Source organism: Pseudomonas sp. S36 (assembly GCF_016647875.1).
Lineage (GTDB): Bacteria > Pseudomonadota > Gammaproteobacteria > Pseudomonadales > Pseudomonadaceae > Aquipseudomonas > Aquipseudomonas parafulva.
The window spans coordinates 1-18,559 of sequence record NZ_JACVVG010000012.1; the positions used below are offsets into that span (position 1 = coordinate 1).

General features: G+C 64.7%; 15 protein-coding genes. 5 read left to right on the forward strand and 10 right to left on the reverse strand.

The annotated features are described in order from the left end of the window. The first annotated feature begins 155 nt into the window (after window positions 1-155). The 3 genes from IAE36_RS09105 to IAE36_RS09115 are packed head-to-tail and all read left to right on the forward strand — an operon-like array spanning window position 156 to window position 3,168. On the forward strand, window positions 156-1,331 hold the full coding sequence (locus IAE36_RS09105; protein ID WP_060480705.1) for an NAD(P)/FAD-dependent oxidoreductase: 1,176 nt from the start codon (window positions 156-158) through the stop codon (window positions 1,329-1,331). Next, window positions 1,328-2,140: an aldo/keto reductase gene (locus IAE36_RS09110; protein WP_201211949.1), complete on the forward strand. Its 813-nt coding sequence runs from the start codon at window positions 1,328-1,330 to the stop codon at window positions 2,138-2,140. Before IAE36_RS09105 ends, IAE36_RS09110 begins: the two co-directional genes overlap by 4 nt. Before the next feature lie 50 nt (window positions 2,141-2,190). After that, the gene (locus IAE36_RS09115; protein WP_028631870.1) at window positions 2,191-3,168 is read left to right on the forward strand and encodes a hypothetical protein; all 978 of its coding nucleotides are present in this window, start codon (window positions 2,191-2,193) and stop codon (window positions 3,166-3,168) included. 28 nt (window positions 3,169-3,196) lie between these two features. On the opposite strand, the gene hldE is transcribed toward IAE36_RS09115, so the two are convergent. Next, window positions 3,197-4,618, reverse strand: a complete 1,422-nt coding sequence (gene hldE, locus IAE36_RS09120) for a bifunctional D-glycero-beta-D-manno-heptose-7-phosphate kinase/D-glycero-beta-D-manno-heptose 1-phosphate adenylyltransferase HldE (protein ID WP_028631871.1) — start codon at window positions 4,616-4,618, stop codon at window positions 3,197-3,199. Between the two features lie 129 nt (window positions 4,619-4,747). After that, window positions 4,748-6,553 carry a lipid A export permease/ATP-binding protein MsbA gene (gene msbA / locus IAE36_RS09125; RefSeq protein ID WP_201211950.1) on the reverse strand — a complete coding sequence of 602 codons (1,806 nt, stop codon included), beginning with the start codon at window positions 6,551-6,553 and terminating at the stop codon, window positions 4,748-4,750. A 146-nt stretch (window positions 6,554-6,699) separates the two neighbouring features. Between msbA and IAE36_RS09130 the strand changes: the two genes are divergently transcribed. Both IAE36_RS09130 and IAE36_RS09135 read left to right on the forward strand, forming a co-directional pair. After that, window positions 6,700-8,556, forward strand: coding sequence for a bifunctional O-antigen ligase/aminoglycoside phosphotransferase family protein (locus IAE36_RS09130; protein ID WP_201211951.1), 1,857 nt, complete (start codon window positions 6,700-6,702; stop codon window positions 8,554-8,556). Between the two features lies 1 nt (window position 8,557). After that, window positions 8,558-9,766, forward strand: a complete 1,209-nt coding sequence (locus IAE36_RS09135; protein WP_201211952.1) for an acyltransferase family protein — start codon at window positions 8,558-8,560, stop codon at window positions 9,764-9,766. Here IAE36_RS09135 and IAE36_RS09140 read toward each other — a convergent pair. The 8 genes from IAE36_RS09140 to IAE36_RS09175 form a co-directional block, all read right to left on the reverse strand. Then, window positions 9,749-10,381 (reverse strand): CatB-related O-acetyltransferase, encoded by a 633-nt coding sequence (locus IAE36_RS09140; protein ID WP_060480709.1) that lies wholly within the window; start codon window positions 10,379-10,381, stop codon window positions 9,749-9,751. The genes IAE36_RS09135 and IAE36_RS09140 overlap by 18 nt on opposite strands. A gap of 6 nt (window positions 10,382-10,387) precedes the next feature. Further along, the gene (locus IAE36_RS09145) at window positions 10,388-11,272 is read right to left on the reverse strand and encodes a glycosyltransferase (RefSeq protein ID WP_201211953.1); all 885 of its coding nucleotides are present in this window, start codon (window positions 11,270-11,272) and stop codon (window positions 10,388-10,390) included. Next, complete coding sequence (locus tag IAE36_RS09150) at window positions 11,269-12,414, reverse strand: glycosyltransferase (RefSeq protein WP_201211954.1); 1,146 nt, start codon at window positions 12,412-12,414, stop codon at window positions 11,269-11,271. Before IAE36_RS09150 ends, IAE36_RS09145 begins: the two co-directional genes overlap by 4 nt. Further along, on the reverse strand, window positions 12,411-13,841 hold the full coding sequence (locus tag IAE36_RS09155; protein WP_201211955.1) for a PIG-L deacetylase family protein: 1,431 nt from the start codon (window positions 13,839-13,841) through the stop codon (window positions 12,411-12,413). The genes IAE36_RS09150 and IAE36_RS09155 overlap by 4 nt, the downstream gene beginning before the upstream one ends. Continuing rightward, window positions 13,838-14,734 carry an antimicrobial resistance protein Mig-14 gene (locus IAE36_RS09160; RefSeq protein WP_201211956.1) on the reverse strand — a complete coding sequence of 299 codons (897 nt, stop codon included), beginning with the start codon at window positions 14,732-14,734 and terminating at the stop codon, window positions 13,838-13,840. The genes IAE36_RS09155 and IAE36_RS09160 overlap by 4 nt, the downstream gene beginning before the upstream one ends. Next, complete coding sequence (locus IAE36_RS09165) at window positions 14,734-15,861, reverse strand: glycosyltransferase (RefSeq protein ID WP_201211957.1); 1,128 nt, start codon at window positions 15,859-15,861, stop codon at window positions 14,734-14,736. The genes IAE36_RS09160 and IAE36_RS09165 overlap by 1 nt, the downstream gene beginning before the upstream one ends. Further along, on the reverse strand, window positions 15,845-17,602 hold the full coding sequence (locus tag IAE36_RS09170; RefSeq protein ID WP_028631880.1) for a carbamoyltransferase family protein: 1,758 nt from the start codon (window positions 17,600-17,602) through the stop codon (window positions 15,845-15,847). The genes IAE36_RS09165 and IAE36_RS09170 overlap by 17 nt, the downstream gene beginning before the upstream one ends. 120 nt (window positions 17,603-17,722) lie before the next feature. After that, window positions 17,723-18,559: a 23S rRNA (adenine(2030)-N(6))-methyltransferase RlmJ gene (locus IAE36_RS09175; protein WP_201211958.1), complete on the reverse strand. Its 837-nt coding sequence runs from the start codon at window positions 18,557-18,559 to the stop codon at window positions 17,723-17,725.

Genomic DNA, 18,559 nt, shown 5'->3' on the forward strand with positions numbered 1-18,559 from the left:
ACAAACGTAGGAGCGAGCAAAGCTCGCGATGCGCCGCGCGGGCGGCGCTCGGTCTCATAGGCGCCGCAACTGCCAAGGCGAACACTCCCGGCTAACTGCCCACCCAGGCCCGACCCTGTATACTTGCCCGCTGTCCCAGTCTTCGAGGTACCACCATGCCATCTGCCATTACCACTGACGTGCTGATCGTCGGCGCCGGGGTCGCAGGCCTGTGGCTCAATGCCCGCCTGCGTCGGCTGGGCTACTCGACAGTGCTGGTGGAGCGCGCCAGCCTTGGTGGCGAGCAGACCATCAAGTCCCAGGGCATCATCCATGGCGGCACCAAGTACGCCCTGCATGGCGCCTTGACCGGCGCTTCCGAAGCCATCGCCGACATGCCCAGGCGCTGGCGCGAGGCGCTGGCCGGCAACGGTGAGCTCAACCTGGCCAACACCCGGCTGCTGTCCGAGGCCCACTACCTGTGGTCTCCCGGTACGCTGGCCGGCAACCTCACCAGCTTCTTCGCCAGCAAGGCGGTGCGCGGCCGCGTCGACCAGGTCAAGGGCGATCAACTGCCCCCGGCCCTGCAGGACCGGGCCTTCAAGGGCAAGGTCTATCGGCTGGCAGAACTGGTCATCGACGTGCCCAGCCTGCTGGCCAACCTGGCAGAACTGGCCGGTGACAGCCTGCTGGCAGGCGAACGCATCACCCCGCTGCGTGAAAGCGACGAACTGGTGGGCCTGCAGGTGGATGGGCGCAGCATCATCGCCCAGCGCATCGTCCTCAGCGCAGGTGCCGGCACCGAAGACCTGCTGCACGCCCTGGGCCTGCAGCAGCCAGCCATGCAGACGCGCCCCCTGCACATGGTGATGGCCAAGGGCGCCAACCTCAAACCCCTGTATGCGCACTGCCTGGGCGGCGGGCCCAAGCCGCGCATGACCGTCACCACCCACCCGGCTGCCGACGGCCAGTGGGTGTGGTACCTGGGTGGCGACCTGGCCGAAGCCGATGGCGTGGCCCGCGACAGCGCTGCGCAGATCGCCGCCGCACAGCAGGAAGTGGCCAACCTGCTGCCTTGGGTCGACCAGGGCCAGGTACGCTGGGCCACCTTGCGCGTCGACCGCGCAGAACCCGCGCAATCGGGCCTGGTGCGCCCCGACAACGCCTTCCTGGCCGAACAGCAGCGCCTGCTGGTGGGCTGGCCGACCAAGCTGGCCCTGGCGCCGGACTTCAGTGACCGGGTCATCAACCAGCTGCAGCGCGACGGCATTCAACCCCAGGCCCACCCTGACCTGTCCGGCCTGCCACGCCCGCCTCTGGGCACGCCAGCCTGGGAGCAACTGCTGCCATGAGCCTGCCCACCCTGCACGATTTCCATCGCCCCTTGGGCAGCACCGGGCTGCAGGTGTCGCCCCTGGGCCTTGGCACCGTAAAGCTCGGCCGCGACCAGGGCGTGAAATACCCCGCCGGTTTCACCATCCCCGGCGATGAAGATGCCCGCCTGCTGCTGGCCCAGGCCCGCCAATTGGGGATCAACCTGATCGACACCGCCCCCGCCTATGGCCGCAGCGAGGAACGCCTCGGCCCGTTGCTGCGTGGGCAACGCGATGAATGGGTGATTGTGAGCAAGGTGGGTGAAGAGTTCGAGGCCGGCCTGTCGCACTTCGACTTCAGTGCCGCCCACACCCGCCGGTCGGTGGAACGTAGCCTGCAGCGGCTGGAAACCGACCGCATCGACCTGGTGCTGGTGCACTCCGACGGCAACGACCTGGCCATCCTGGAGCAGCAAGCGGTATACCACACCCTGGCCGAGCTCAAGCGCGAGGGCAAGATCCTGGGCTTCGGCCTCTCCGGCAAGACGGTTGCTGGCGGCTTGAAGGCCCTGGAGCACGGCGACTGCGCCATGGTCACCTACAACCTGAACGAGCAGGCAGAGCGCCCCGTGCTGGACTACGCTGCGCAACACGGCAAGGCCATCCTGGTAAAAAAGGCCCTGGCCAGCGGCCACGTATGCCTGGCACCCGGTGTGGACCCGGTGCGGGCAAGCTTCGAATTGCTGTTTGCCCACCCGGGCGTCAGCAGTGCTATCGTGGGCACCATCAACCCGTTGCACCTGGGCCACAACGTGGCCACCGTCGCCCGCATCCTGGGCCAGCAGTGAGTTGCCCCTGGCCATGGCCGGGCAACTGAGCCGACGCAAGGAGAAGCCACGTGGCGCGAACGCTGATCCGCAAGAACCCGAGCAACTTCAAGACGCTGCCACTGCATGTAGAAGCCACCGCCGAGGGCCTGGTGTACCAGAGCATCGGCGTGCCCCTCAACTTTGCCCAGACCCAACAACGGCGCAAGCCCATCCAGGTGGATGACCCGCAGCGTTTCGTCGCCGAGCTGGCCAACCTGGGCGTATCGGTGCGGCTCACCCTGCACTGGCAAAACCGCGATTACTGGGTGCTGGTGCGCCAGCGCCGACAAGACCGCGGCGACGTGGTGCTGAAACTGATTTCAGGTTATGTACCGGCGCAGGAGCTGAACCTGCCCTTGCACACGGCGGTGCAGGAAGTGGCCGAAGAATGCCTGCTGGAAACCACCGAAGGGTGGCTGGGTGGGCGCTTCAACGAAACCTGGCTGCCCGTGCCCTACGCAGCCGCCCTGCATTACCGCGAAACCCCGCACTTCCAGCTGGCCCCGCAGTCCGGCGCGGCGCGCCCGGTGCACTGCGGCCAGCAGGTGTTGCTGGAGCGGCCCAGGGCCTATGTGCACCTGCCCACGGCATCGCTGCAACTGATCTACGACATGCGCCTGGACGTGCCTCGGGACGCCAAGAAGCTCAGCCTGTTCCACGTCGATGAGCGGCTGGAAGGCGACCAACTGGTGGCGCGGCTGAACCGCAAGCGGCCAGACCTGTACCTGATGCCTTTGAAGGACGGCCAGCCCTTGGCTGAGCTGTACACCCTGAAGAAGGACGAGCTGGTGCCGGCGAGCACTCGCGGCCTGTACCTGGCCGAGAGCTTTGCCCAGCAGGAAGGCTGGGTGGTGAAGGATGAGCGGGTGCGCTGGCGGGACTGGGTGAAGCAGCAAGGCCTGGTAGAAACCAAGCCCGCGCGGGCCAGCCACCTGCAGCGCTTTGGTGCCAAGGCGCGGGCCCTGCTGCGGCGGGCCAGGACGTCTCTGCGCAACCAGAGCCCATGACCGGGGCCATGATGACCCCGACGCAGCGTCAGTGCTTGCGGATTTTCTCGACGATGGCAGTGGTCGAGCTGTTCTCGACCAGCCCCAGCACTTTCACGGTGCCGCCGTAGCCGTTGACGATATCGGCACCCACCACCTGGTCGATGCCATAGTCGCCACCCTTTACCAGCACATCGGGCTTCACCTGGCTCAGCAGGTTTTCCGGCGTGCCTTCCGAGAAGCTGATCACCCAGTCCACCGCCCCCAGGCCCGCCAGCACCGCCATGCGCCGGTCGACACTGTTGATCGGCCGGCCTGGCCCTTTCAGGCGGCTGACCGAAGCATCGTCATTGACGGCAACGATCAGCCTGTCACCTTGGGCACGGGCCTGTTCGAGATAGGTCACGTGCCCGGCATGCAGAATGTCGAAGCAGCCATTGGTAAAGACGATGCGCTCGTTGTGGGCACGGGCATCATCGATGGCTACCAGCAGTTGCTCAAGCCCCAGCACCCCGCGCTCGGAACCCTCTTCGCGCTGAATGGCCCGGCGCAGCTCTGGTGCACTGATGGCGGCGGTACCCAGCTTGCCGACCACGATGCCTGCCGCCAGGTTGGCCAGGGCCACGGCATGAGGCAGCTCCTCGCCGGCCGCAATGGCGGCAGCCAGGGTAGAGATCACCGTATCACCGGCACCGGTGACGTCGAACACTTCCCGCGCCCGCGCTGGCAGGTGCAGCGGCGGCTGGCCGATGCGCAGCAGGGTCATGCCGTGCTCGCCACGGGTTACCAGCAAGGCACCCATGTCCAGGTCATGCAGTAGCTGCAGGCCCTTGGCTACCAGCTCGGCCTCGTCGGCGCAGCGGCCGACGATGGTTTCGAATTCGCTGAGGTTGGGGGTAATGAGGCTGGCACCGCGGTACACGGAAAAATCCTTGCCCTTGGGATCGGCCAGCACCGGGATACCCTTGGCGCGCGCTGCCTGGATCAGGCTCTGGTGGTTCTTCAAGGCGCCTTTGCCGTAATCCGACAGTACCAGCACCTTGACGCCTTCGAGCAGCTTGTCCACTTCCGCACCCAGTGACAGGGGGTCGGTGGCGAAGGGTTCCTCGAAATCGATACGCAGCAACTGCTGGTGGCGGCTCATGACCCGCAGCTTGACGATGGTCGGCTGATGGGCGATGCGCTGGAACACCGAGCGCACACCCGCCGCGTGCAGGCTGTTGGCCAGGCTGTCGGCGGCCTCGTCCTGCCCGGTGACACCGATCAGCGACGCAGGCGCACCCAGCGCCGCAATGTTCAACGCAACGTTGGCCGCGCCACCCGGGCGATCCTCGATCTGATCGACCTTGACCACCGGCACTGGCGCTTCAGGCGAGATACGCGAGGTACCGCCATGCCAGTAGCGGTCGAGCATGACATCGCCGACCACCAGTACCGGGGCTTGATCGAAACGCGGCATGGACAACTTCATGGGCAACCCATATGAAAATAGTGAACAGGGACGGGATATTAGCACAGGGTGAACGGTGGCTTTACGGCCAGATCACCCTGGGAATATCCGGATACAACCGGGGCCGCCAGGGCCCCGGTGTGGCGGGTTTCAGGTGATATCGGCCTTGGCCGGTTCATCCAGGCCCATGGCATGCAGGCGGGCATAATAGCCATTGGCTGCCAGCAGCTCGGCGTGGGTGCCACGCTCCACCAGGCAACCCTGGTCCATGACCAGAATCTGGTCGGCCTTCTCGATGGTCGACAGACGGTGCGCGATCACCAGGGTGGTGCGGCCTTCCATCACGCGGTCCAGGGCGGCCTGGATGTGCCGTTCCGACTCGGTATCCAGCGCCGAGGTGGCTTCATCCAGGATCAGCAAGGGTGCATTCTTCAGCAACGCACGGGCGATTGCCAGGCGCTGGCGCTGGCCGCCAGACAACAGCACGCCGTTTTCACCGATCTGGGTATCGAAGCCCTTGGGCAACTGGTCGACGAAGTCCTTGGCGAACGCCGCCTCGGCGGCCGCCTCGATATCGGCACGCGGTGCACCGGCCAGGTCACCATAGGCAATGTTGTTGGCGATGGTGTCGCTGAACAGCGTGACGTGCTGGTTGACCTGGGCGATGTGGCGGCGCAGGTTCAGCAGCTTGAAGTCTTCGATTTCCACGCCATCGAGCAGAATCTCGCCGGTGTTGTGGTGGTAGAAGCGCGGAATCAGGCCGGCCAGGGTGGATTTACCACTGCCGGAACGGCCCACCAGCGCCACCATCTGCCCGGGCTCGACGGTGAAGTTGATGTCACGCAGCACCTGGCGCTCGGTACCTGGGTACGTGAAGCTGAGGTTGCGCACTTCAAGGCGACCCTTGACCGAATCGCGCTCGACAGTGCCTTTGTCCAGCTCACGCGGCTCGTCCAGTTGCTCGAAGATGCTTTCAGCACCGGCGACGCCCTTCTGGATGGTCGAACTGACTTCCGACAGCTGGCGAATCGGCTTGGGCAGCAGACCGGCCAAGGTGATGTAGGCAACCATGTCACCCGCCGAGGCGTCGCCGCGAAGGTACAGCACCAGGAACATCAGCACCGCCATGGCCACATAGATCACCAACTGCAGCAGCGGCGTATAGATGGCGCTGGTGCGGGTCATGCGCAGCTGCTTGTCGGTATTGCTCTGGCTGGCCTTGAGGAAGCGCCGTTGCTCGTAGGTTTCGCCGCCGAAGCTGCGCACTACCCGGTAACCCTGGATGGTTTCCGATGCCACGTGGGTGACGTCACCCATGGCCACCTGGATCTTCTTGCTCTGCTTGCGGAATTTCTTGCTGGCGCGCCCCACCATGAAGGCGATCAGCGGCAGGATGGCCAGCATCACCAGGGTCAGGCGCCAGTTCATCAGCAGCAGCGAGGCAAACAGGAAGATCACGGTCATGCCTTCGCGGATCACCACCTTGATGGCGTCGGTGGCAGCGCCGGTGACCATGGTCACGTTGAACGTGATGCGGGAAATGAGGTGCCCGGAGTTGTTCTGGTCGAAGTAGCGGTTGGGCAGGGTCAGCAGGTTATTGAACAGCTGCACCCGCAGGTCGTGTACCAGGCCCAGGGACACCTTGGCCAGGAAGTAGTTGCCCAGAAACGAACCCAGCCCCTGCCAGGCGGCGATCAGAATGATCAGCCCAGGTACCGTGTGCAGCAGGTTGAGGTCGCGCAGGTAAGGGACGTTGGGGAACAGCGAGGCGTCCGGGTTGGACAGGCCGTCGACGAAATACTTGAGGATATAGCCCAGCATGGGCTGAGTCGAAGCGAAGATCAGAAAGCCCAGGATACTAAGCAGAAACACGCCGATGTAGGGGCGGACATAGCCAAGTAGACGGAGGTAGATCTTCATGCTCGATGAACTGCTGGAGCCTTTGGCGTCTGTCATATCACGGAACATGCTGAAAATGGGGTGCTGACTTTAGCACAGGTTGCCTTGCACGTCGGTTAACGACGACCAGGCGCGTACCAGCAGCAATGCGTGCAAAGCTGGGTTAACATTGCCCGTTCTTCACACCCAGGCCCGTTTCGCTCATGTCCCCAAGCAGCCTCCAGAACGTCGGCAACCGCTTCTACGATTTCGTGTGCCTGTGGCTGCTGCCCGCCGGCATGCTCTCGCTGCTGGGTGCGCTATTCTTCCTGCCCGATCGCAGCCTGCATCACAAGCTGTACTACGGCCTGTTCAGCATCCCGACGCTGTTGGCGTTGTGCGTGCGGCCAAGTGCACTCAAGCCTTTGCTGCGCGAGCCGCTGCTGTGGCTGTTCCTGCTGTTTGCCGGCTATGCCGTGCTGAGCCTGGCCTGGTCGCCTTCGCCCACCGAGGCCGACAACCTGATCAAGCGCCCGTTGCACACCCTGATGCTGTTCCTGGGTACTGGCCTGATGCTGCGCTACCGCCCCGAAGCCCTCAAGGCGCTGTTTCTGGGGGCTGCCCTGCTGGCCTTGGTGGCCACACTGCGCGACCTGTCCACCTTCGTGCTGACCTACCAGCCAGGTAGCCGGCTGATCGGCGCGGGGGCTCTGGACAACCCGTTGCTCAGCTCTCACCTGTTCGGCTTCTTCGGTGTGTACTGGCTGTGGATGGCGGTCAACAGCAAGCGTGCACTCACCGTGGCGCTGTGCACGGCGGCGTTCGCGGTGATGTTCGCCGCCGTGGTCGCGACCGGCTCCCGCACACCGCTGGTGGCCATGACCCTGGCCGTCAACTGGATTGCCCTGCTGTGCCTGGACCGCCGCTCCATTCCGTTGTTCCTGGCGGCGCCGGTGTTCATCGTGCTGGTGCTGCTGGTTGACCCGCAACTGATTACGGCGCGGGGCGACTCGTACCGCTTCCAGATCTGGCACACCACCTGGGAGCTGTTCCTGCAGCATCCGCTGATCGGCCATGGCTATGACGCGCCGCTGAGCATCGATGTGGGGGTGGGTTACCCCTTCAGTGAACCCCACAGCTTCGCCATGGGCGTCCTGTATTACGTTGGCATCCTGGGCATGTTGCCCTGGCTTGGCATGCTTGGCTACGCCCTGTATAGCGGCTGGAAATACCGCAGGCACCCGGCCCTGCAGATGGCCACGGCGCTGCTGGTATTCGGCATCGGCGCAGGCCTGACCGAAGGCGGTGGCATCCTCTCGCGGCCAAAGGAGCACTGGTTCCTGCTGTGGATCCCGCTGGCCCTGATCGCCGGGCTGAACATTGCCCGCCGAGGCGGCCGCCTGGTTGCAGCCACTCGCCACACCTTGACCCCTGCACAGGTGCAAGCACTGCACCAGGGCGCCAAGGTCATCGAAGAAGATGGCCTTGGGCCAAAGGTGCTGCTGTTGCAGGATGGCAGCTTCCTCAAGCTGTTCCGTGCCCGCCCCTGGTACACGGCCGGCAGCTTCTACCCCTATGCCCGGCGCTTCATCAGAAACAGCCAGCAACTGGCCCTGGAAGGCATTGCCACCCCACAGGTAGTCGAGCTGCTGAACTACGCCGACGGCTCACAGGGCGTGCGTTACCTGCCACTGGCAGGCCGCACCGTGCGCCAGGCCCTGCAGGCCTGCCCGGCGCTGGCTGAGCGCCAGGCCCTGGTCGGGCGCCTGGGCCAGTTCATCGGCCGCCTGCACCAGCAAGGGGTGTACTTCCGCTCCCTGCACCTGGGCAACGTACTGCTGCTGGACAACGGTGAGTTCGGCCTGATCGACCTGGCCGACATGCGCCTGCTGCCCTCGCCCCTGTCCGCCGAACTGCGCCAGCGCAACCTGCGGCACATGCAGCGCTACGACGAAGACCGCCAGTGGTTGTTCGAAGAGAACGTTCAGGCCCTGCTGGAAGGCTATGACCTGTCGGCCAACCGCAGCATGAGCCGCGCCGTGCGCCAACAAGTGCAGTTGTCCCACGGGGCGCAGCGCTGACATGGCGCTGCTGGCCCCCCTGCTGGGCGCCCTGGTCTTTGCCCTGGCGCTGCTGAGCGCCCGCCTGCTGTTGCGCAGCAACCTGGTCGCTCGCCACCTGGCGCCAGTCGCCGGCCGCTGGGCCACCCTTGATGGCCTGCGCGGCTACTTGGCCCTGGGCGTGTTCATCCACCACGCCGCGATTGCCTGGCATTACCAATACACCGGCCAGATCGGCATGCCACCCGAGCGGTTCTTCGCCCAGGTCGGCCAGGTGGGGGTGGCGCTGTTCTTCATGATTACCGGTTTCCTGTTCTGGAACCGGCTGCTGCAGCAAGGCCGGCAATTTGACTGGCGGGCCTTTGCCATCTCCCGGGTGATGCGCCTGTACCCGCTGTACCTGGGCCTGCTGGCGGTGGTACTGCTGAGCGTGTTCTACCTGCAGGGCTGGGCGTTGCTGGACACGCCGCTGGCCCTGGTCGGCCAGTTGGCCGGGTGGCTGGCGTTTCATCGCCCTGACATCAACCAGCTGGCGGGCACCGGCAACCTGATCTCGAACGTGACCTGGACCCTGAACTACGAAATCTACTTCTACCTCGCATTGCCGCTGCTGGGCATGGCCTTCGTCTACCGAGGCACGCTGCTCAGAACCTTGATCTGCCTGGTTGCCCTGTACGGGCTGGCGCAGCTGGTCGGCTGGGAGCATGCCCTGAAGAAAAAGTACCTGCTCAGCTTCGCAGGCGGTATTGCCGCCGTGTACTGGGTACGCAGGCCGGCGTTGGTGCAGTGGGCGCAGCTCCGCCAGGGCACCTGGGTGGCCGTGGGCTTGCTGGCCGTGGTCATGCTGGGGTTGAACAAGACCTTTGCAGTGTTCCCGCTGCTGCTGCTCAGCATCGTGTTCTGCATCGTGGTGTCCGGCAACGACCTGCTCGGCGCCCTACGCCTGCGCAGCGCACGCTGGCTGGGGGAAATCAGCTACAGCCTGTACCTGCTGCATGGGCTGGTGCTGTGGTGGCTTGCTTACTACCTGTACCCTCGGTACGGGTTCAGCTATGACAACACCGGGGCATTCATGGCACTGGTGGTGGTGGCCTGCATTGCGCTGGTAGCCCTGAGCAGCGCGACCTTCCTGCTGCTGGAGAAACCCGGCATAGCCTTGGGCAAGCGCCTTGCCCGCCGACAGCAGGCACCCGGTGCACAGCTGGAGCCAGGCTCAGCGAACCGCGCCTGAGCCGCGCTGCCGGGCGTAGTCCAGAAACCCCTGGATATCCTCGCTGCACAGCTTGCCCACCACCTGGGCAATTTCGGCCGGCGGCCAGTCCCACCAGGCGCTGGCCAGCAGCTGGGCGCGCACCTCTTCCGGGAAGCGCCAACGCACTATTTGCGCCGGGTTGCCGCCCACCACCGCGTAAGGTGGCACATCCCGGGTCACCAGCGCACCCGCGGCTACCACCGCGCCACTGCCAATGCTCACCCCCGAGAGGAGGGTGCAGTTGGAGCACAGCCACACATCGTTGCCGATACAGACATCACCACGGCTGAAGGCGTAGTTCTCGATCCCGGCTGCTTCCTTGAGCATGGCCGGGAACGGATAGGTGGTTACCCAGTCCGCGCGGTGATGGCCACCGAGGAAAATCTGCACGCCCTCGGCGATGGAGCAATACGCGCCAATGCGCAGGGTTGCACCTTCATTCCAGTCATGCACCTCAGGCACGCCGTAGCTCCCCACCCCAAAGGCGTACTGCGGGTAGCGCGCAGCAAACCGCGCCTGGCCACGCTCAATCGCCGGCAGCTTGCGAATGGCCCGCTTGGCCCGCTTGGCCAGGTAACGCGAAATCCACCCCATGGCCGATCAGGCCTTTTCCAGCGGCGAGAACAACAACCGCCCCAGGCCACGCCAGGTCTTGCGTGTGTAGGCCCGCAGGGGGATCTGCGCCAACAGCTCACGGGCCAGCTTGCGATCACGGTTGGCCACCTTGAGGAACATCGAGTTCAAGGCCTTGAACTTCACCTCTTCATAGGCCGGGTGGTCCTTGAACTTGGCGTAGGTGCGCAGGATGTTGTCGATCATGAAACGGTGATTCTTGTAGGTGTTGCTGGCGTGCTTGCGGTAGCGCGCCATGACCACGCTCAAGCCATCGATGAAGTAACCGGCGTGGGTCACCTTCAGCTCGATCATCAGGTCTTCCAGGCGCACATCCGGGTCAAACCCACCAACCTTCTGCAGCGCCTCACGGCGGATCAGCAGCGTGGGTGCGGGCGGGTACGGTTTGCGCTCGAGGAACATATCCTCGAAATCCAGGCGCCGGAACGGTACGTCACGGCGCTGGCGGGCCTCAGGGAACAGTTCGCCCTGGGCGTCGATCAGCTCGATGTTGCCGGCGCAGATGCCCACTTCGGGCTTGTCGGCCATGTACTGCACCTGGATGGCGATACGGTCCGGCATCATGATGTCGTCCGAGCCGAACGGGGCAATAAGCTCACCCTTGGCACGGGCAATGGCGTCATTCAAGGTTTGCGTGAGGCCTTTGTTGCGCTGCACGCGGAAGTCGAAACCATGCTGGGCCTGGAGGCGTTGTATGCGCTCGACACTGTCATCCGACGAACCGTCATCGATCACCAGCAATTCAATGTGCGGGTAGGTCTGGTTGAGCACGCTGAGGATGCTCTGCTCGATGTAGGGGCCGTGGTTGTACGATGCGATGATCACCGTCACCAGGGTTTGCTCGGCGCTCATTTTGCCTCCTGGGCGGCCAGGCCAGACTCGATCAGCGCCAGGTACTGCTGGCGGAACACCGTGATGTCATGGTTGTGGTTGAGGTAGTCGAACGCCTGCTCGCCCTTGGCCTGCAGCGCGTCGTCATCCAGCGCCAGGTAGCGGTCCAGCGCGGCGGTAAGGCTGGCCACGTCTGCCGGTTTGACCACTTCGCCACCTGCGCCGGTAATCAGCGGCAGCATGGCAGGTACATCGCTGGCGATGACCGGCAAGCGCCCGCTCATGCCCTCGAGCAACGCCAGGCCCAGGCCTTCTGCCAGCGACGGCATGGCCCAGATGTCGAACGCCCGCACATAACGCAAGGCGTTGTCCCTGAAGCCCAGCAGGTGCGCACGGCCTGCCAGCCCAAGGTGTTCGATTTCCGCCTGTAGACGCGCCTGTTCGCGACCGGCGCCAATGATGGCCAACTGCGCGTTGGGGTATTTGCCCTTCAACGCAGCGAACGCCTTGAGCAGGTAGGTGTGCCCCTTCACAGGCACCAGCCGGCCCAGTGCCCCCACCAGCCGCGCATCCTGGGCCAGGCCCAGTTGCGCACGGGCCTCGGCGCGCGTCAGTTGCAAGGCCGTGGCCTGATCGGTGTCGATGGCGTTGGTGATGGCGTGGGTGTTGCTGTCGGTGAAGCCGCAGCGGCAATCGAGCAGGTACTGCTTCACGGCAGGCGATACCCCCACGAACTGCCAGTGCTGGTCGATCAGCCGTTGTGTCTGGCGCCGACGATAAAACCGGTCGTATTCGCCAAAGCCGTGGGAAATACCGATGCACAGGGGAATCTTCAGCCAACGGTTGAGCTGCAACAGCATGTTTACCGGCTTGAAGCGGTTGCAGATCACCACGTCGAAGCGCTCGCGCCGGCAAAACCGGTACAACTGCCACAGAGCCTTGAGGCGCATGCCTTTGAGGGCGCTGTCGGCGAAATCGAAATACACAGAATGGTCAGCGCGGCTCACCGGCTGGCCCGCTTGCGGCCGGCCCTTGAGGAACGCCATGGTGGTTTCGAACCGGTCAGCCGGCAGCGCTTTGAAGATCTGTTCGGCCAGGTCGGCAAAGTCGTGTTGCTTGATGTTGTAGTCCGGTTGCAGTTGCAGGACTTTGTAGCGCTTCATACGGTTTCCCGATCAACACCCTGGTGGCGGCCCTTCAAGACCCAGAACAGCTCGTGACGGCGCACGGCCTTGCGGAAAAATTCATTTTCGCCATACGGCGACAGGCGCCGCCCGGCCAGCCAGCGCTGAATGAAACGGCGCAGCCGCCGCTTGAACGGTGGCCGAGGCTGCAAATCATGCATCATACCCAGCGCCATGGCCTTGTCGCGCTGCAGGCGTGCGTCCAGCATCAGTGTGCAAGGCCGCCCTACAGGCTGGTCGCCGGTAATGGGTGGCAGGGCCACGCCCGCGCCACTGTCGCCCATGGGCCAGCGGTCGTTGTCGTGCAGGTGGTTGGCGTAGCCCAGCAGGGTTTCAGGCTGCCAGTCCAGCCCTTGCAACGCCTCGTGCAGCGCCTGTTGGGCAGCCACATGGTCGGGGTGCGGGTCCAGGACCAGGTGGGGCATCACAATGACCTGCGGGCGTGCCTCGCGCAGCACCGCGCGCAGGTCGGCCAGCAGGTTGTGCCAGGTGGGCGCCCCATCGTCGCCGGGCAGGGCCAGTTGGTTGAGCGTGCGGAACGGCCGTGTGTCGGCCATGTCGGCTTCACGGGAGCCAAAAGGTGAAGCTGGGGCATCGCGCATGGCGGGCAGTTGCAGGCAGAAATAGCCCAGTTGCACACAATTGCGTTCTGGCACCCCGGCCCAGCGCGGCACGGTGATGCTGTCCCAGGCCCGCAGCCTGCCTTTGAGGCGCGCAGCCTCCACAGCCGAGAGGCCCATGGCCTGGTAGTGCTCCGCTTCGATCTCGCCGGCCGTGAGGGTGACCACCCAGGCTTCGTCGGCCTGGCTGTACAGGCCATAGGCGGCAAGCTCGGCGTCATCGGCATGGGGAGCGATGACCATGACGCGCTTGCGCCGCAGGTCCTCCTGGGCAAACGCCCACAGCCGGGGCTGGCCAACCAACCGGCAATGGCGGCCGCGCAGGGTCACCTGGCCGTCCGCCAGCGCCTGGCCAAGGCCGGTAAGGTTCACGAAGCGCACACCGCGTACACCCCGCTCGAACACCTGCAGGTCTTCGCCTTGCGGGCCCTGAATGCGCACGCCTGGGTCGAACAGGCGCCCGAGCACGCCACAGCGCAGCGTTACCTGCAACAGCAACGTGCCGTCGTGGTGCGGCTGCACCCCCTCAGCCATCAGGCGACCGCCCTGCAGGCTCACGCCGGGGATTTCATTGGCCGCCGGAAAACGATAGGTGTAGTCCTCGCCTGCCCCATAGAACAGGTGGTCGGCCAGCCACGCCTCGTGGGCGACCCACAGCAGCGGCAACAGCACCAGCGGCAGCCACCAGATGAAGCCCCCCAGCGCAACCAGCACCACCAGGGCCATCAACAGACCCAGGCGCTTGTTGCGCCGGTGGCGCTTGAGCAACTGCTGCTTGCGGCTCACGCCTGATACACCGGCACAGGGTTGCACCAACGGTCCTTGTACTCGCGGTCGGCCCGGCCGAACGAGAAACGCAGCGGCTTGCCGAGGGCGCGGGCATGTTCCCAGGCGGCCTGGGTATTGAGAAAGCTCAACACGCTGCCGGGGCTGAAGGCCTTGGTTTCGGGGTCGACCCCGCCGTTGATGTACTCGACGCTGATCCACTCTGGCGCCTCGACGCGGTACACCAGCTGGATGGCAATGGGTTTGTCGCCCAGCAGCAGCACCGAACCGATCAACAGGTTGTGCAAGCGCCCCAGCACCTCACCCATCTGCTGGGCGCCTGTGGCCGGGAAGCCCCAGCGACGCAGGAACAGGTCGCAGTACATGTCGGCGATTTGCTGGGCGCTGAAATCGCTGATGGGCCGTACCACACCGCCCGCCTCTTCCAGCAGCCGCAGTTCGCGGCGCTGGTTGTAGCGGAATTTCTTCGACAGGTCTTCTGGCGCCCGGGCCATGGCCAACTGCTCCTTCTGCGCCTTGAGGCCACTGAAACGGCCCTGGTTGAGCTCGGACAGGTAACGCACGGCATGGCGCAACGGGGCACCGGCATCAGGCGCCGCGGGCAGGATGATTTCAGCATTGCCCAGGTCGAACAGGGCTTTCTTGCCGGCTCGCTTGAGCACGTCCTTGGACAGCGCCAGGTGCCGCCCCCACGTAGGGATGGCCGCCTTCAGCTCGCCGGCCTGGTGCCAGCCCAGGTAGCGCACCGGGATACCGGCCAGGTCGGCCAGCTGTTGCACCACCTGTGGGTGGGTCGCGACGCTGCCACCAAAACGCGCCCAGGCCTGGGCGTAGGCTTCGCCGTCGATGGCTTGCCAGCCGCGCTCGCGCAGGGCCTTTACATGATTGAGCATCAGGCCTCCACCAACGCGCGCACCTGGGGCAGCTGCCAGAAGGCCTCGCGCACCGCCTGGTCAGAAAAGCGCTCCGCCAGGCGTTGCAACATGTGTTCGGCGCAAGCCGTGCGTTGCTGTCCATCCAGCAGCGCCATGTGCCTGAGGCCCTCGGCCAGTTGCGCCGCGTCACCCAACGGGAACAGCATGCCCACACCTTCGACCACTTCGCGGGCACCGCCACAGGCGGTTGCCAGCACCGGCACGCCGGCGACCATGGCTTCGAGCAGGACCATGCCGAACGGTTCATGATCGGAGCTGAGGGCGAACACATCGAACGCCTGGAAATACCGGCGCGCATCGGGCACCTGGCCCAGAAAATCGACCTGCCCGGCGATACCCAGCTCGCTGGCCAAGGCCTTGAGCACAGGTTCCAGCCGCCCCTTGCCCAGGATCGCCAGGCGGGCACCTGCCGGCAGCCCGGGCAGTGCCTGGGCAAAACCGCGCAGCAAGGTGGCCTGGTCCTTGTCGGGGTGCAGGCGGCCGACGTTCCCCACCACCCAGGCCTGCGGGCCCAGGCCCAGGGCCTGACGAGCCTCGGCGCGCGGCACCAGGGCGGCCTGCAAGGCCTGGATATCGATGCGGTTGTACAAGGTCTGGATCCGCTCGGCCGGCCACTTCGGCAGGCAGCGGCGCATGTCGTCACGCACCGCATCGGACACACCCAGCAGGCTCAGGCGCTTGGCAAACAGGTTGGCGAACAGCTGCCGCCCCTTGCGCTGATAGTCACCAAAAGCATGGTGAACGCCGATCACCGGCAAACCGGTCGCCAGCAAGGCCACATAGATGGGCTTGAAGCGGTGGGCGATACAGAAGGCGAACTGGCGCTCGACGGCAATGCGCCGCAGCGCGCGGATGGCGCCAAGTTTCAGGCCACGCACGGCCTTGGAGCTGAACCCCAGAAACAGCACTTCATCCGAAGCGCAACCCGCCTCAACCTGTGGGTCGGGCGCACCGGTGAGGAACACGGTAGTGACCTTGTAGCCGCTGCCCTGGAACAGGCTGGCGTACTGACGGGCACAGTCCAGGAACGGCCCGTCATAGCCATGGCAGAACTGCAGGATGCGCGGTTCAGAGCGGCTGGTCATACGCGGCGGCGCCGTCCTTCACGACCAGGATGTCTTCCATGATCAGGTACTGCAGGTCGGAACCGAAGAACATGTTCAGGGCGTCGGTTGGCGAGCAGATCATCGGCTCACCGCGGCGGTTCAGCGAGGTGTTCAGCGATACACCGTTGCCGGTCAGGTCTTCCAGGGCCTTCATCATGTCGTAGTAGCGCGGGTTGTACTCGCGCTTGAGTACCTGGGCACGCGACGTACCGTCCTCGTGAACCACTTCGGGTACACGGGTTTTCCATTCTTCGGCCACTTCGAAGGTGAAGGTCATGAACGGCGCCGGGTGATCGACCTTGATCATCTGCGGGGCCACGGTGTCGAGCATCGACGGGCAGAAGGGTCTCCAGCGCTCGCGGAACTTGATTTGCTCGTTGATGCGGTTGGCCACACCCGGCACGCTCGGGCAACCGATGATCGAACGGCCACCGAGGGCACGCGGGCCGAACTCCATGCGCCCCTGGAACCAGGCCACCGGGTTGCCTTCGACCATGATCTTGGCGATGCGCTGCGGCATGTCGTCCAGCTTGCGCCACTTGGGCGCATTCGGGTGACGGGCGCAGGCGGCGATCACGTCTTCGTTGGAATACGAAGGGCCGAGGTAGACGTGCTCCATCTTCTCTACCGGCACACCGCGGGCGTGGGACACGTAGGCCGCAGCACCCACGGCGGTACCGGCGTCACCGGAGGCCGGCTGCACGAACAGCTCCTTGACGTCGGAGCGGGCGATGATCTTCTGGTTGAGCTTGACGTTCAGCGCGCAGCCGCCGGCAAATGCCAGCTTGCCGGTTTCGCGCAGGGTGTCGCCCAGGTAGTGGTCGATCATCTGCAGGGCGATCTTTTCAAACAAGGCCTGCATGCTGGCGGCATAGTGGATGTACGGCTCGTCGGCGATATCGCCTTCGCGCTTGGGCCCCAGCCATTCGATGAGCTTGGGCGAGAAATAGAAGCCCTTGCCCTTCTCTTTATGGCGGCGCAAGCCGATAACGTTGGCGTACTCGGTGTTGATCACCAACTCGCCGTTCTCGAAACTCGCCAGGCGCGAGAAGTCATATTTGCTGGCGTCGCCGTACGGCGCCATGCCCATGACCTTGAACTCGCCGTCGAGCATCTCGAAGCCCAGGAACTCGGTGATCGCACCGTACAGGCCACCCAGGGAATCGGGGTCGAAGAACTCTTTGATCTTGTGGATCTTGCCGTTTTCGCCGTAGCCGAAGAAGGTCGTGGCGTATTCGCCCTTGCCGTCGATGCCCAGGATCGCGGTTTTTTCCTTGAAACCCGAGCAGTGGTAGGCGCTGGACGCATGGGCCAGGTGGTGTTCGACCGGTTCGATCTTGATTTTTTTCGGGTCGAAGCCCAGCTGCTCCAGGCACCAGACGATCTTCTTGCGGTAGCGCTTGTAGCGGCGGTTGCCCATCAGGATGGCGTCGAGGGCGCGGTCCGGGGCATACCAGTAACGCTTGGCGTAGTGCCAGCGAGCTTTGCCGAACAGGCTGATGGGGGCGAACGGGATGGCGACCACGTCGACGTCCGACGGTTTGATGCCGGCCTGCTCCAGGCAGAACTTCGCCGACTCGTAGGGCATGCGGTTCTTCGCATGCTTGTCACGCACGAAGCGCTCTTCTTCGGCGGCGGCAATCAGCTTGCCGTCGATGTACAGCGCCGCGGAAGGGTCATGGCTAAGGGCGCCCGACAGGCCAAGAATCGTCAATGCCAAGGGATGAGCCTCTTCATTCTGTAGAAATGCGCCAGCGGCCTCAGGGGCGGGTGGCGGCTAAAAGGCGAGATTATAACGCAAAGAATTCCAACTGGCCCTATCGCCGGCAGGCCAGGCACGTTACTCGGCGATCAACCAGTCAATGCGGTAGCTACCCGCCGTCTGCGCCAGCTCGCGGGCCAACCAGGGCAGCAGCTCCCTGAGCTCTTCCTCCAGGCCCCACGGCGGGTTGGCGATGGCAAGGCCAGAGCCATTGAGCCCCTGCGGGCTGTCCTGATGGTGCACATATAGCTCCACCCGCAGCAGCTTGGGCGCGCCAGTGCTGGTCAGGTCCTGGTAGAAACGGGTGAGGGAGCGCTGGTCCTTGATCGGGTACCAGATGGCTGCGACCGTCTGGCGCATGCGGCCAATTGCCTCCTTCATGGCGCTGGTGCAGCGCTTGAGCTCATCGGCCTGCTCGAACGGCGGGTCGATCAGCATGATCGCGCGCTTTTCCTGCACCGGCAGCAGGGCCCGGGGCACGTGCCAGCCCTCCCCCAGGTGCACGACCACGCGCGGGTCCTTCTTCATGTTTTCCTTGAGCAGCGGCCCGTCTTCGGGGTGCTTCTCGTTGAGCAGGGCACGGTCCTGCTGGCGCATCAGGCGGCGGGCCAGTTCGGGGGAACCAGGGTAATAGCGCAGCTCGCCATCCGCGTTCAGGCGCTTGATGATGCGGATGTAATCGGCAGCCATCGCCGGCAGGTCGTCACGGCCCCACAGGCGCGCGACACCTTCGAGGTATTCACCGGTACGGCTCGCCTGGTCGCCCTGAAGGTCATACAACCCCAGGCCGGCGTGGGTGTCGATGTAGGCGAACGGCTGTTCCTTGCGCGACATCAGGGCGATGAGGCGGGTCAGCACGATGTGCTTGAGGACGTCGGCATGGTTGCCGGCGTGGAAGGCGTGACGATAGTTCAT